A 13,273-nucleotide genomic window follows, 5' to 3' on the forward strand; every position below is an offset into this window, starting at 1 on the left:
GATATCGCACCGCAGCCTTGCGCTTTGCATCATGATCCGCTAGCCGCGTGCCGTCTCACTGCAAACGAAAGCGAAAGTGATGCTATTCCTGATCTGGGCTGGTGCTGGCGTTACACTCATCGGGCTGCTTGGCCTCGCATGGTGCATCGTCAGGGCCGCAGCCGCCAAACGCGAGAACCTCTCGGACGAGGCAATGCGCGCGCGCCTGGCCCGTCTCGTACCAATCAACCTGGCATCCCTTTTGCTCTCGGCCATTGGATTGATGATTGTTATCATTGGAATTTTCCTGGCTTAATCGCCGAACCTCGTGCCGTCCTTTATCCGGTCATCCAGAATTGGTGAAATCTGCCACAATCGCGGGTCAGACGCGCTGAACCTCTCCAACGCCTTTCTGACCCTGATAAGGCCCGCGTTTTCGGCCCATTTCATCGGTCCGCCAGACGAACGTGGCATGCCCAACCCATGGATCGCGGCCAGATCCACCTCCGCGGCACGCCCGATTACGCCACCCTCCATCAATTCGAGCCCCACACTCACCAAGGCCAGCAATATGCGTTGACGGATTTCCTCCGCAACGGGCCCCTGTCTGTCAGCCTCAACGTCGCGCCAGCGTGCAACAAGTGCATCCGCCTCCGGGTCTGCTCTCGGGTTTTGACCATTGTCGTCATAGCGGTAATATCCCCGACCGTTCGCAATACCGTCGCGACCGACGGCAAGAAGCGCACTGTTCAGCGAATTCTCGCGCTCATGCCCGTTGATCGCAGCCAATCTGGCCGATTGAGTTCCAAGCCCTTCACGATCCATCATCGCAAATGGTCCCGCCCGCCATCCAAGGGCCCTGTCGACCTCCAATGGCGAGGCACCTTGCAACACGCACCACTCTGCCGCCGCAAAGAACCGGGACACCAATGTCTGCAAAAGACACCCGTTCCGGGGGGCCACATGCAACACGACCTTGCGCATCGCACGGGCCAAGGCTTCACTCCGGATCACGGCCTCTGCCGAAACCGCGTCCGGCACGACAAGCTCAACCAGCCTGGCCAACTGCGGGGGTGGCTGAAACGCGCCACCGAGCACACGCCCGCCAAACAGGTGCGCCATGGCCCCGCCCCGCAACGCGACATTCGACCCAAGCAGAACCGGAATCTCAGGACCGGTTGCCGACGTAAGAAGATCGGCGACATCTCCCATCGCCGATAGAGGAAAACCTCCGGCTTCGATGACAATCTCGCCGCTGCCGATCACCTCCTCCAGCCGTCCGCCGGACAGCCGGGACAGCCGCGCTTGCGCGTGCTCGGCACTCGTATGGCCAGCCGCGACCTCTTGTGTGTTGACCTTCTCGATCTCCTTCACAAGCCGCCCGGCACCGCCTTCTGCGCGTTCGGCCAAATGAACGCGGGCACCGGCATCAAGGCACGCAATCGCCACCCCCCGCGCCATCCGGCTGTCCCCGAACACCACCACGTCCTTGGGCGCAGGATGCCGGGCTGTCAGAAAAAATGCCTCCGCCTGCGCCACATGGACAAGTGCGGCGGCCCTGGAACTTTCTCGCAACACATGAAACGACGACGTTTCAAAAGCTTGCCCTGCCTCCATTGTCAGCAGTTGCGCAGCCTCAACGCAGTCGACAATCGCCTTGGCCTCGGCAGACAAAACCCCCTTGCGTGCGCCCGCGACCGCCCGTTGATATTGGATCGGGTCTGATAACCCGGCCGCCTCGGCTTCACTCCGCCGGTTATTCGCCCGGGACTGAACCGCAAGGTCACGCGCCAGCCCGATCGCCGCATCCATCAGGTTGTCACCGACAAGCCGCTCGAAAAGAGGCGCGACATCCACATGTTCGGCGGGCACAAGGCGTCCCGACAGCATAAGCTCGATCGCAGGCCCAGCCCCCAGAATCCGCGAAAGCCTCTGGGTTGCGCCTGCAAAAGGGCACAAACCCCACTCGATTTCCTTGAACCCGATCCTCGTGCCAACCTGCGCAACGCGCGCATGTGTGGACAATGCCAACGACAGCGCGCCGCCACACACGGCCCCCTGCATCACCGCAACAACCGGCAGGTCAGAACAGGCAACACGAGAGCACAATTTGCCGAGGCTTTCGACCGTCACATCGCTCAGAATCTCGGACAGCGGCGGACCATCGGGAAATCCATCGCCCTCCCCCGCAATCACAACGGCCAGAACCCCCTCCGCTTGCGCCCGGCAAAGCGCCGCGCCGATTGAGTCAATCACCTGCCCGCTCAAATGACCGGGGTCCTGATTGACGCTCAAGATAGCAATTCCGTCTTTTGTTTTATATGACAGGCCTTGCGCCACTGACGGCTCTTCCCAATACACGTCTCGTGACAGAGTTTTGGGCAGTCTTTGCCTCCGCGCAAGTTCCGAGTTTCGCATTACCCGTTTTCACACCGGCATGTTGTCAAACTGCGCCTCGATCGCAGCGTCCATCAGTGCTTTTTCAAGGTGTATCACACGCTCCGGCGGTTCCAGCCCTGCCTTCAGCATACACTCAACCAGATTATGCAAATCCTTTTGCACCAGACGGTACTTCTCATCCGGAAGGTTCTCGATGCGCCTTTCCAGCGCTTCGAGTGCTTGGTTTAACGTGTCTTGCTGCATCATGGTTCACGTCCTTTCGTTCGACCATGTTCCGCACCTCGATCAGCATCACAAAGACGCGGCGCAGGTTTTGCAAAACGGCGTGTATGGCAACACGTCCAGCCGGGCCTCAGGTATCTGCTCGCCACATTTGGTGCAGATCCCGTATTCCCCGTCCCGAATCCGTTGGAGAGCAGCGCGGATACGCCTGATTTCTTCCTGACCCGCCAGCCCCAACCCCTCCAGAACTTCATCATCCTCGCGTTCGGTCGCCAGTTCTTCCCAGTCTTTCGACTGGTGCGCATCAAGTTCCTCTTCGATCTCATGCAATCGCTGGTCCAGTTCCGACAATCGTGTCAGCAACAGAGCCCGGTATTTCGCGTAGGATTTCATCTGGTCACGCCTCCCTTGTCCAAGGGGAAGAGTCGCACATTTCACTGCAAGAATCATTGACACAAATCAAAGGCACATCATCTGATCATCGGTTGAAACACATGCGAAAAAATACATATTAAAACCGAGGTCACGAGAAACAAGAAATCACCAGAGGAGTCCCCATGTCACCCGAAGTGAAAGCCTTTTTCGATGAAGCCACGAATACGATTTCCTACATTGTGCGCGACCCGAACGGATCGTCCTGCGCCATTATCGATTCAGTGCTGGACTTCGATTACGCCTCTGGTCGCACTGACACCGCGTCGGCCGACCGGATCATCAAGTGGGTCAAACAAGAGGGTCTGAGCGTTGAATGGTTGCTCGAAACGCATGTTCACGCCGATCACCTTTCTGCCGCCCCCTATATCCAGCAGGCGTTGGGCGGCAAGATTGGAATAGGCGACCGGATCAAGGTCGTTCAGGAAACGTTTGGCAAGGTTTTCAACGAAGGCACCGAGTTCGAGCGGGACGGCTCTCAATTCGATCAGCTCTTTGCAGAAGGCGACAGTTTCATGATCGGTCAACTGCGCGGGGACGTGTTGCATACACCCGGTCACACGCCGGCTTGCCTGACCTATGTGATTGGTGATGCGGCCTTTGTTGGCGATACGCTCTTCATGCCCGATTTCGGCACGGCGCGGTGCGATTTTCCCGGCGGCTCCTCGCGAATGCTCTATGACTCGGTGCAGAAAATCCTGGCGTTGCCAGACGCGACCCGCATTTTCGTAGGGCACGACTACAAGGCGCCGGGTCGTGAAGAATATGCATGGGAAACAACGGTTGGAGAGCAGAAAACCCGGAACATTCATGTCGGCGATGGGAAATCCAGGGATGAGTTCGTGAAAATGCGCGACGAACGCGATGCATCCTTGCCCATGCCGAAACTTATCATCCCGTCACTTCAGGTGAACATGCGCGCGGGCCACATGCCCAAACCCGATGACAAGGGCGACGTGTTCCTGAAAGTTCCGGTGAACAAGCTCTGAAATGCTGCCAAAGGCCGATGCCAGGTGCTGGACAGAGGCTCAGCAGCTGCATAAAAGACAAACCATGGATATTCGCACCCTGACCCCCCGATACTCGGTGAGCCCGCAAATCTCAGCATCCGATGCCGCCGCAATCGCCGCGGCGGGTTTTACGACTGTGATCTGCAATCGTCCGGATGAAGAGGTTCCCAAGGATCAACAGGCCGAGGCCATTGGCGCGGCAATACGTGCCGCCGGTCTCGAGTTCCATGTGCTTCCCGTCGGCCATCAAGGGATGACAGGCGAATTGGTCACGACCCAACGTGACCTGGTCGAGTCATCCGCTGGGCCGGTGCTCGCCTACTGCAATTCAGGCACGCGCTCGACCTTCGTTTGGGCCCTTGGTCAGGCAGGCAATATGCCAGCCGACGAGATCATGAAGACGGCGGCCAATGCAGGCTACAACGTCAACCAGCTTGCACCCTATCTCGGGTAAGGCATTTCCTCTTCCTCGCATCCCAGCATTCAAACCCGGACGGCTCTTGCTCCGAGTCACGACAGTTCAGGCAGATCGCTGAGATCGGGCAGATCTGACAGATGATCTTCGATTTCAAGCGATGCGCGGGACTGTTCAAGCGGCCTGACACCATCGCGTTCTGGCACTTGCGGGGAGGTTGCCTGGGCATCCGGAAAATTCACCACTGGCCCGCCCTGCGCAGCAATATCAGCCGACAGGGCAGGCTCAGCATCATGTGAAGTGACCAGATCCTGCCTCTGAGTTCCAGTTGACCGAGACGGATTTTCGCCACCGGTTTCCGTCATATTCAGGCGAACCGCCCGAAAGCCGTTTTTCTGACCCAACTGGAAAGAACCCGGAAGACGTTCCGATCCAGCGTGCAATTGTGCCCTGGAAAGCGCGGCTTCCGGAATCTCCAGAACATCATCCACCGCGAGAGCCTCGATCGCAGACAAAGGCATCTCGTGCTTCCACAATACCGCATCCAGACGGACCTCTGCCTCCATCAGGACACCTTGTCTCACCAGCTTGGCACACTGCTCGCCATCTGCATGATCGGTATCGGGTCTTGCTTTGCCACCACCGGTTTCCTTGATCGCGGAGCGCGCTGCCACAGGAAGCGCCAGGACCATCTCGCCCTGTTTGGCACCGTCACCCAAAACGATGTCGAGTCGGAAGAAGTGGAATTCCTGCGCTTCCAGCAGCAGCCCCAGCATCCGGGCGCTTTCCATTCGCGCACCGAACCGAAACCCTGCGATCCGGATATCGCCACCCTGCTTGGCAAGCTCGTCACTCATCACAGACAAAGCCTGATCGATCAAAGGTGCAAAAAGCGCCGCGTCGGTCTGGGTTGGCGAGCGTGCCTCGCTGGACCGCGACGAGACCCGGCCCAAGGTCTGGCTTTCGACAAGAGCGCCCAATACCGGCATATCGACGGCCGACACGCCCATCGCACCATCCGGTCCATCCAGCACCGTAATAAGCCACCCATCATTGATTTGCTCGAGAACCATGTCCTGCGTGACACGGGAAACCTGCACGCCGGTCACCACCAAGGGCAAGTCGAACAGTTTTTCGGCCGCGCGCGCAAGCGCAAGCCGCACCGCACGCGCCGGAGTCATGATCCGGGCCTCATAGCCACTACGCCCGACCTTGGCCTTTCGCCGCAATACTCTATGTGCGTCGCTTGCGATCATCTCCTCCGCCGCCATATGTTGCGGTATCTGGCATCATCCTAGGATTGTTTGAGTTACCAATCTGTTATCGAATGTCTGTAAAATGAAAGGAGCGGTCGCGCGTTCACGCACTTGTGGTCAATGCCTCACCCGGCAGGCTGACGCGGAACGCACCCCCACCCTGCCCCGGCAAATAGGTGATGCGCCCCCCGAGACGCACCATGATCTCACGGCAAATGGCAAGCCCCAGCCCCGCGCCACCAGCGCCCTGATCGCTGACACGAGCGAATTTCTCGAAGACCATTTCCTGCCTGTCATGTGGAATTCCAGAACCGTTATCGACAAAGTCCACATCAATCCCCCCGGCTTGCCCGGGTTTGACGAGAATACGCAGTTCGGGTTGAGAGGCATCGCAATATTTCTGCGCATTCGCGATCAGGTTGATAAAGACCTGGGCCAGACGATCGAGATCGGTCCATAGGCCTATATGCTCATTCTCGCGATTGCGCTGAACTGGCAGTGCCTTTCCCCCTCCCGCCGCCGCCATGGCATGGTCCAGGATGTCTTTGAGTGTCCCACGTCGCATGTTCATGTTGACCTGCCCGCTCTCCAGAACGCTCAAATCCAGAAGATCATCCAGCAGGCGGGTCAGTCGCACCGCCTCATCATGAATGATTGACGCATACTTGGCTTTTTCAGCAGATCTCAGGCCATCCGTATCGCGCAGGATTTCGGAAAAGGCGCGTATCGAGGTCATCGGCGTTCGAAGTTCGTGACTGATCTGGCTGAGGAAGGCGTCTTTCTGAACCGACAACGCGGTCAACTTCTCATTGGCTTCACGCAATTGCCGCGCCGTGCGCGTCAGTTCTTCCGATTTGATCTCGAGCTGGCTGGAATACTCCATCATCTGTGCCGTTTCATCCGCGACAGCCATGAGATCCTTCACCGAAACACTGGCGCCCCCAACGATCTGTCCCACCATGGCATGCGCTGTCGCGGCACCCACAGACCCGGAAAGTTCGCGCTCCAGTTCATTCAGAAAATCCGGCACCGGCTCGGGAAGATACCCGACAAGGCCCTGTTTGCTCGCCGCGCGCCGAAAAAGAGCCTGCGCTTCGATCGGCCCGAGGATGCGCTGCGCCATGATCAGAAGATCTTCACTCTGCGCCACGCCACCCGACCAGCTTTGCGGACGCGCCGAATGCAGAAAAACATCGACGAACTGCGCCCCCTGCAAACGTTCAAGCGGAGATGGAAAACTGCCCAGGGACACGGCCACGAAAACCAGAGTATTAAGCGACATGGACCAAAGGATCGCATGCACCAGCGGATCAAGCCCGTCGATTCCAAAAAGCGCATGTGGCCGCAACCATCCCAGCCCCCACGGCCCCGCTTCAAAGACTTGCGGGGACAGGATTTCGCCCGTGCCGAAACTGGGAAGAAGCATGCTCCACGTCCAGACCGCAAAGCCGGTAATCAGCCCCATGATTGCCCCGGTGCGGGTTGCACCCCGCCAAAACAACCCCCCCAACATCGCCGGAAGGAATTGCGCCACCCCCGCAAAGGAAACCAGTCCGATCGCGGCAAGTGCCGCACCACCGCCGGAAAACCGGTAATAGATGTATCCCATAAGCACCACGACTGCGATCGCAACCCGCCGCGAAAAAAGCACAAGGTTTCGCACATCACCCGACATCTTGGCCCCACCATAGGCGACGCGCAGCCAGATCGGCATGACGATATGGTTCGAAACCATTGTCGACAGCGCGATCGCGGCAACGATCACCATTGATGTCGCCGAACTGAAACCACCCAGGAAGGACAGCATCGCCAGACCGGTCTGGCCTTGCGACAAGGGAACCGTCAGAACGAAAAGATCAGGATTGGCGCCTTGCGGCAAACGCGCCAAACCGACCACCGCGATCGGCACGACGAACAAACTCATCAACATCAGGTAGGTGGGAAACGCCCATGACGCCAACCGCAGATGATCCTCGTTCTCGTTCTCAACCACCAGAACCTGAAACATGCGCGGCAAAGTCAAAAACGCAGCCGCCGAAAGAAAGATCAGCCCGGCCCAGCGCCCGCCCTGCATTTGCCAGCTGCCGATATCACTGGCGTCAATCTGTTCGAGCATGGCTCCGACCCCGCCGCTCATCCCCCAGACGACAAAGACACCAACGGCCAGAAGCGCGAACAGCTTAACCACGGCTTCAAGCGCGATGGCCATCACGACTCCATGGTGCCGCTCGTTGGCGTCGAGGTTGCGGGTCCCGAACAGGATCGTGAACAACGTCAGCCCAACCGCAACCCAGAGCGCCGTCCAGCGGCTGTTGCCGACACCGGCAATCTCGGTCGTGCCTGCAAACGCCGCAAAGGACAGGGTCACCGATTGAAGTTGCAAGGCGATATAGGGTGTGGTGCCGGCAACCGCCATGGTCGTGACCAGTATGGCCAGTATGGTCGATTTTCCGTAGCGGCTCGAAATCAGATCGGCAATCGACGTAACACGCTGTGCCCGCCCGACACGCACCATCTTGCGCAACACCCACCACCAGCCAACCATGATCAGCGTCGGCCCGATATAGATTGTCAGATATTCAAGCCCCGACCGCGCCGCATAACCAACCGCCCCGTAAAAGGTCCAGGCGGTACAATAGATCGACAGCGACAAAGTATAAACCACGGGCGAGCGCAGCCACTTGACCCGCCCCCGCAGCGCGGCCCGCTCGGCCATGAAAGCGACACCGAAAAGCAAGGCGACATAGGCAAGACACACGGCAACAAGAACATTGAGTGTCGCCATTGTCAGAACCTCATCGCCGGTCCATCCGCCTCGCCAGGCTCACCCGTGTCCGAGTTCCGCCGCCCAATCATCACGGCCATGATCCCCGCTGCAACCACGAGCAACAACCAGACGCCGAACACATATAGAACGGCATGGGACATCGGCGTCTCGCGCGCCCGTGCATTCCACAAGAGCGGCACCGCCCAGAGGCCGACACCCAGCAAGGGCAAAAGCCGCATGGCATCGACCAGTCGCCGCCGCCGATAGGTGGAGCGCTCAAGGAAAACAGAAACCTGCCCTCGCCCGGACTGTGCGCGATGTTCTGTCCCGCTCACGATCCCACCAGCGACCGGACGGCTTCGAGCACATCAGCGTTGGAAAACGGTTTGGTCATGAACTGGCTCGCGCCCATTTTTTCTGCCATGTCTCTGTCCTTGTTCTGACCGCGCGCTGTCAGCATCAGGACCGGCAGGTCATGCGTTTCCGGCTCTGCACGCAGGCCCCGAAGAATATCGTAACCGCTCGCGCCCGGAAGCATCACGTCCAGTATGACGACATCGGGCTTCTTTTCCGCGATCCTGGCCAAAGCAGTCTGACCGTTCGCATGCGTGTTCACTTCCCAGCCATCGCGTAAAAGGATAAAGCTGATGGCCTCGATGATATTCGGCTCATCCTCGATCAGAAGGACTGATTTGCCCATTCTCCGGTCTTCCTCCCCAAGGGCCATAATCATAAGCCCGCAGCCCAGTTATCACCAAACTGTCGGTCCAAGTCAAAACCCATCGGCAATGATGGATGGCTCCCGCCGGGCATGACACTCCATTCGCGGGCAGATACGGCAGTTCGCGCCGACCTGAACAACACCTCCCCGCCAAACCTCCCGCTCCTCTCCCGGCACTGGCAGGAACAGCATCTGCGCCTCGAAAATCGGGTCCGTGTTCACCGTCGCCGGGCCTTTTGGCAACGCCACCGCATACGCGTCGAACAGGCTCCCGCCCATCGGCACAGTCCCGCGGCCCTGTTGCTCCATGCGCATATGCAATGGCGCCATTGGTCGGGTCAAAGCCCGGTAGAGGGGCCAAAGCGGACAGGCCGCCGAGAACCTTGGCAACGGAAACCCGGGCAACGGTTTGCGAAAGACAAGCGTGCCAGACCCATCGCAGGCGACCAACCCGGCCTCCAATTCCGGCAAGGCCGCCAGCCTGCGCATGATCACCCCCTGATCCATCCCCAAATGCACGGCTATGCGAAAAGGGTCCGGGCCGAGCTCATCCACAACCGCACGAAGCTCTGCCAACGGCACCGCTTTTGCATCCACCGCGTATTGCCGCAACAATTTCAAGGCTTGTGAGACCGCGCTCCCCGACACCAATTCACTTGCGTCGTGCATGATCTCCTCGGGCGTCAGGCTTTCGTCCTCGAGGGCGGGGAAATGAAAGTCATGCGCAACAAAGAATGCCTCGATTTCCTCCTGCGGCGATTGCACATCGCGTCTCGCATCGCTCGCACCGTCGAGATACGTAACCAAAGCCTGTGCCCCTTCGGCCAGCCGCGTGGCATCCTCGTTGATGTTGCGGTGGAACCGGTCGCGCCACTCCGGCTCGATTTCCCGGGTCTCGGCCAGGATCGAGGCGGTCGAGCGAACGGCGGAAATCGTATCGAGCACCTCGTGCAACGTCGCAGCCAGATGCGGATCATGGGTCAACCGATCGGTGAGCGTTTCGACCGCCCGTCCAAGTGCGGCGATTTGACGACGCTGCGCCACCACCAACCGCGCCCAACCGGGATAATGCCCGGCGAAACTCTCGGCCTGCTCGATCTCGACACCTTGCTCTCCGGCTTCCGCCACGGCTTCGCGCAGCAAGGCGATGAGAACGGATTCCGCCCCTTCGGCCAACAATGAAGGCTCGACATTCAAAACCGCGGCGATGTCGTTCAGCAACTTGCCGCCGATTCTGCGACGGTTGTGTTCGATAAGGTTCAGATAGGACGGTGATATCCCGACCCGTTCTGCCAGATGCGATTGCCTGATCCCCTGAAGAATGCGCCGTTCGCGAATGCGCGTTCCTGTGAGTGATGACCTTGGCATCGGGATTCTCGTTCCATTTCAATGCGTTTCTGCTCTGCAACGTGAAATTATTTACAAATTTCACCCCATATGTGTTCATACTTTTACAAAAAAATCATTTCCTGCCAAGGGTCTGTTGCGAAATTTTCCGATTCCTTACGATAATGTCTTTGCACGAAAGTGTCCGTGGGGAGACGCAAGAGGAGGCTCTCCCCATTTCAATCGAACCGGGAGGAATTCATGACTAGAACCAATTTCACGCGCCGTGGCGTGCTTAGAACAGGTGCCGTTGCTGGTGCCGGTGTCGCGCTGCCCACGATCTTCACCGCAAGCTCGGCCGCCGCATATACCAACGAACCCACCGGCGGAACCGTCACGCTGGGCTTCAACGTCCCGCAAACCGGCCCCTATGCCGACGAAGGCGCGGACGAGTTGCGCGCCTATGAACTTGCCGTCGAGCATCTCAATGGCGGAGGCGACGGCGGGTTGCTCAACACGTTCAGTTCCAAGGCCCTCAAGGGCAATGGCATCCTCGGCAAGAAGATCGAGTATGTCACCGGCGACACTCAAACCAAGTCCGACGCCGCCCGTGCCTCGGCCCGTTCCATGATCGAAAAGGACGGCGCCATCATGATCACCGGCGGCTCGTCCTCGGGCGTCGCCGTGGCGGTGCAGGATCTGTGCCAGTCGGCAGGCGTGATCTTCATGGCCGGCCTGACCCATTCCAACGACACCACCGGCAAGGACAAGAAGGCCAATGGCTTCCGCCATTTCTTCAACGCCTATATGTCGGGCGCGGCCCTCGCGCCGGTGCTGGCCGCTCAGTACGGCACCGACCGCAAAGCCTATCACCTGACCGCGGATTACACCTGGGGCTGGACGCAAGAGGAATCGATCGTCGCCGCAACCGAGGCGCTGGGTTGGGAAACCGTCAACACCGTGCTGACCCCGCTCGCCGCGACCGACTTCTCATCCTACATCGCCCCGGTGTTGAACTCCGGTGCCGACGTTCTGGTTCTCAACCACTACGGCGGCAACATGGTCAACTCGCTGACCAATGCGGTTCAATTCGGCCTGCGCGAAAAGATCATCAACAACAAGAACTTCGAGATCGTTGTTCCGCTCTATTCGCGCTTGATGGCCCGTGGCGCCGGCGAAAACGTCAAGGGCATCCTTGGCTCGACCAACTGGCACTGGTCGTTGCAGGATGAAGCCTCCAAGGCCTTCGTGAAATCCTTCGGCACCAAGTACGGCTTCCCGCCCAGCCAGGCAGCACAGACCTGCTATGCCCAGACGCTGCTCTATGCCGATGCCTGCGAACGGGCCGGCACATTCAACCCCTGTGGTATCGCCGAGGCGCTCGAAGGGTTTGAATTCGACGGTCTGGGCAACGGCCCGACGCTCTATCGGGCCGAAGACCACCAATGCTTCAAGGACGTGCTCGTGGTGCGCGGCAAGGAAAACCCGACCAGCGAGTTCGACGTGCTCGAAGTCGTCGAGGTCACACCTCGCGCGCAGGTCGAATATGCTCACGACCACCCGATGTTCGCGGGTGGTAATCTGGGCAGTTGCAACCCCGGCGCCTGATCCAAGACATGATTGCGGGGCGATTTCGGGTCGCCCCGCATTCCAACCACGGACGGTGCGCGTCGCTCCATGCGCCCGTCCGATCCTGCAAAGGTGGGGAAAATGGACGCAATAATTCTGCAAATCCTGAACGGGCTTGATAAGGGTTCAGCCTACGCGCTGATCGCGCTGGGGCTGACACTCATTTTCGGCACACTCGGCGTGGTCAACTTCGCCCATGGCGCCCTTTTCATGATCGGTGCTTTCTGCGCGGTCACCCTGTCACGGATCTTGACCCTGAGCTTCGAAACCGTCGATCCGACACAAACCGATTTTCTCGGTCAGCCCCTCAAGGTCAAGACGACCTATATCGAAGCGTGGTTCGGCCCCGAATTCGGCGGGGCGATGATCGACTGGGCCGTGCCGCTGGCCATTCTCTTTGCCATCCCCATCATGATCGCGGTCGGTTTCATCATGGAACGCGGCCTGATCAAGCATTTCTACAAGCGTCCGCATGCCGATCAGATCCTCGTGACCTTCGGTCTCGCCATCGTGCTTCAGGAAATCATCAAGGCATTCTACGGTGCCAACCCGATCCCGACCCCGGCCCCGGCCGCCTTCAAGGGCAGTTTCGATTTTGGCGTGCTTCTGGGGTTTGAAGCGAACGCAATCATCTATCCCTACTGGCGGCTGGTCTATTTCGCCTTTGCCGCGATCATTATCGGCGGGGTCTTCGCCTTTCTGCAATTCACCACCTTCGGGATGGTGGTCCGCGCCGGCATGGCTGATCGTGAAACCGTCGGCATCCTTGGCATCAATATCGACAAACGCTTCACCATCATGTTCGGCCTCGCGGCTGCCGTGGCCGGTCTGGCGGGCGTGATGTATGCCCCGATCAACTCACCCAATTACCACATGGGCATGGATTTCCTCGTGCTTTCCTTCGTGGTGGTCGTGGTCGGTGGCATGGGCTCGCTGCCCGGCGCGGTTGCCGCGGGCTTCCTGCTCGGCATTCTTGAAAGCTTCGCCTCGATGAACCAGGTGAAATCGATATTCCCCGGCATCGACCAGATCATCATATATCTCGTTGCCATCATCATTCTGCTCACCCGGCCGAGGGGCCTGTTGGGCAGAAAAGGCGTGATGGAGGATTAAGTC

General features: G+C 59.0%; 13 protein-coding genes. 5 read left to right on the forward strand and 8 right to left on the reverse strand.

Going from position 1 to position 13,273, the window contains the following annotated elements; all coding sequences use genetic code 11:
• Window positions 1–79 precede the first annotated feature (79 nt).
• Window positions 80–295 carry a hypothetical protein gene (locus FLO80_RS03895; protein ID WP_111363705.1) on the forward strand — a complete coding sequence of 72 codons (216 nt, stop codon included), beginning with the start codon at window positions 80–82 and terminating at the stop codon, window positions 293–295.
• On the opposite strand, the gene FLO80_RS03900 is transcribed toward FLO80_RS03895, so the two are convergent.
• The 3 genes from FLO80_RS03900 to FLO80_RS03910 all read right to left on the reverse strand — a co-directional run bounded on the left by FLO80_RS03900 (window position 292) and on the right by FLO80_RS03910 (window position 2,994).
• Window positions 292–2,235, reverse strand: coding sequence for an enoyl-CoA hydratase-related protein (locus tag FLO80_RS03900; protein WP_223145450.1), 1,944 nt, complete (start codon window positions 2,233–2,235; stop codon window positions 292–294). The two genes, FLO80_RS03895 and FLO80_RS03900, sit on opposite strands and share 4 nt — an antisense overlap.
• A 171-nt stretch (window positions 2,236–2,406) precedes the next feature.
• Complete coding sequence (locus FLO80_RS03905) at window positions 2,407–2,625, reverse strand: hypothetical protein (protein ID WP_111363701.1); 219 nt, start codon at window positions 2,623–2,625, stop codon at window positions 2,407–2,409.
• 45 nt (window positions 2,626–2,670) lie between these two features.
• The gene (locus tag FLO80_RS03910; protein WP_111363699.1) at window positions 2,671–2,994 is read right to left on the reverse strand and encodes a TraR/DksA family transcriptional regulator; all 324 of its coding nucleotides are present in this window, start codon (window positions 2,992–2,994) and stop codon (window positions 2,671–2,673) included.
• Window positions 2,995–3,158: 164 nt separating this feature from the next.
• On the opposite strand from FLO80_RS03910, the gene FLO80_RS03915 reads away from it, so the two are divergent.
• Window positions 3,159–4,022 (forward strand): MBL fold metallo-hydrolase, encoded by an 864-nt coding sequence (locus FLO80_RS03915; RefSeq protein WP_111363697.1) that lies wholly within the window; start codon window positions 3,159–3,161, stop codon window positions 4,020–4,022.
• A 64-nt stretch (window positions 4,023–4,086) separates the two neighbouring features.
• Window positions 4,087–4,497 carry a protein tyrosine phosphatase family protein gene (locus FLO80_RS03920; protein WP_111363695.1) on the forward strand — a complete coding sequence of 137 codons (411 nt, stop codon included), beginning with the start codon at window positions 4,087–4,089 and terminating at the stop codon, window positions 4,495–4,497.
• Between the two features lie 56 nt (window positions 4,498–4,553).
• On the opposite strand, the gene FLO80_RS03925 is transcribed toward FLO80_RS03920, so the two are convergent.
• The 5 genes from FLO80_RS03925 to FLO80_RS03945 all read right to left on the reverse strand — a co-directional run bounded on the left by FLO80_RS03925 (window position 4,554) and on the right by FLO80_RS03945 (window position 10,570).
• Window positions 4,554–5,714 (reverse strand): flagellar motor switch protein FliM, encoded by a 1,161-nt coding sequence (locus FLO80_RS03925; RefSeq protein ID WP_146611013.1) that lies wholly within the window; start codon window positions 5,712–5,714, stop codon window positions 4,554–4,556.
• A 103-nt stretch (window positions 5,715–5,817) separates the two neighbouring features.
• A complete protein-coding gene (locus tag FLO80_RS03930) occupies window positions 5,818–8,499 on the reverse strand; it encodes an ATP-binding protein (RefSeq protein ID WP_111363691.1) in 2,682 nt (893 codons plus the stop codon).
• Window positions 8,500–8,501: 2 nt separating this feature from the next.
• Entirely contained in the window at window positions 8,502–8,816 is a 315-nt protein-coding gene (locus FLO80_RS03935; RefSeq protein ID WP_111363689.1) for a hypothetical protein, read from the reverse strand.
• Window positions 8,813–9,181: a response regulator transcription factor gene (locus tag FLO80_RS03940; RefSeq protein ID WP_111363687.1), complete on the reverse strand. Its 369-nt coding sequence runs from the start codon at window positions 9,179–9,181 to the stop codon at window positions 8,813–8,815. Before FLO80_RS03940 ends, FLO80_RS03935 begins: the two co-directional genes overlap by 4 nt.
• Before the next feature lie 72 nt (window positions 9,182–9,253).
• Complete coding sequence (locus FLO80_RS03945) at window positions 9,254–10,570, reverse strand: helix-turn-helix domain-containing protein (protein WP_111363685.1); 1,317 nt, start codon at window positions 10,568–10,570, stop codon at window positions 9,254–9,256.
• 219 nt (window positions 10,571–10,789) lie between these two features.
• Here FLO80_RS03945 and FLO80_RS03950 point away from each other — a divergent pair, with 219 nt between their 5' ends.
• Together FLO80_RS03950 and FLO80_RS03955 are read left to right on the forward strand one after the other, a co-directional pair.
• Window positions 10,790–12,136 carry a substrate-binding protein gene (locus FLO80_RS03950; RefSeq protein ID WP_111363683.1) on the forward strand — a complete coding sequence of 449 codons (1,347 nt, stop codon included), beginning with the start codon at window positions 10,790–10,792 and terminating at the stop codon, window positions 12,134–12,136.
• 102 nt (window positions 12,137–12,238) lie between these two features.
• Window positions 12,239–13,270: a branched-chain amino acid ABC transporter permease gene (locus FLO80_RS03955; protein WP_111363681.1), complete on the forward strand. Its 1,032-nt coding sequence runs from the start codon at window positions 12,239–12,241 to the stop codon at window positions 13,268–13,270.
• Window positions 13,271–13,273: the final 3 nt, after the last annotated feature.

Origin of the sequence: Aquicoccus porphyridii, assembly GCF_008369105.1 — a bacterium.
Classification (GTDB): Bacteria; Pseudomonadota; Alphaproteobacteria; order Rhodobacterales; family Rhodobacteraceae; genus Aquicoccus; species Aquicoccus porphyridii.

Excerpts from the sequence above, each read along its gene's own strand:
- FLO80_RS03905 (WP_111363701.1), bottom strand. The coding sequence starts at position 2,625 with ATGATGCAGCAAGACACGTTAAACCAAGCACTCGAAGCGCTGGAAAGG.
- FLO80_RS03940 (WP_111363687.1), bottom strand. The coding sequence starts at position 9,181 with ATGGGCAAATCAGTCCTTCTGATCGAGGATGAGCCGAATATCATCGAG.
- FLO80_RS03945 (WP_111363685.1), bottom strand. The coding sequence starts at position 10,570 with ATGCCAAGGTCATCACTCACAGGAACGCGCATTCGCGAACGGCGCATT.
- FLO80_RS03920 (WP_111363695.1), top strand. The coding sequence starts at position 4,087 with ATGGATATTCGCACCCTGACCCCCCGATACTCGGTGAGCCCGCAAATC.
- FLO80_RS03955 (WP_111363681.1), top strand. The coding sequence starts at position 12,239 with ATGGACGCAATAATTCTGCAAATCCTGAACGGGCTTGATAAGGGTTCA.
- FLO80_RS03910 (WP_111363699.1), bottom strand. The coding sequence starts at position 2,994 with ATGAAATCCTACGCGAAATACCGGGCTCTGTTGCTGACACGATTGTCG.
- FLO80_RS03950 (WP_111363683.1), top strand. The coding sequence starts at position 10,790 with ATGACTAGAACCAATTTCACGCGCCGTGGCGTGCTTAGAACAGGTGCC.
- FLO80_RS03925 (WP_146611013.1), bottom strand. The coding sequence starts at position 5,714 with ATGATCGCAAGCGACGCACATAGAGTATTGCGGCGAAAGGCCAAGGTC.
- FLO80_RS03930 (WP_111363691.1), bottom strand. The coding sequence starts at position 8,499 with ATGGCGACACTCAATGTTCTTGTTGCCGTGTGTCTTGCCTATGTCGCC.
- FLO80_RS03915 (WP_111363697.1), top strand. The coding sequence starts at position 3,159 with ATGTCACCCGAAGTGAAAGCCTTTTTCGATGAAGCCACGAATACGATT.
- FLO80_RS03895 (WP_111363705.1), top strand. The coding sequence starts at position 80 with ATGCTATTCCTGATCTGGGCTGGTGCTGGCGTTACACTCATCGGGCTG.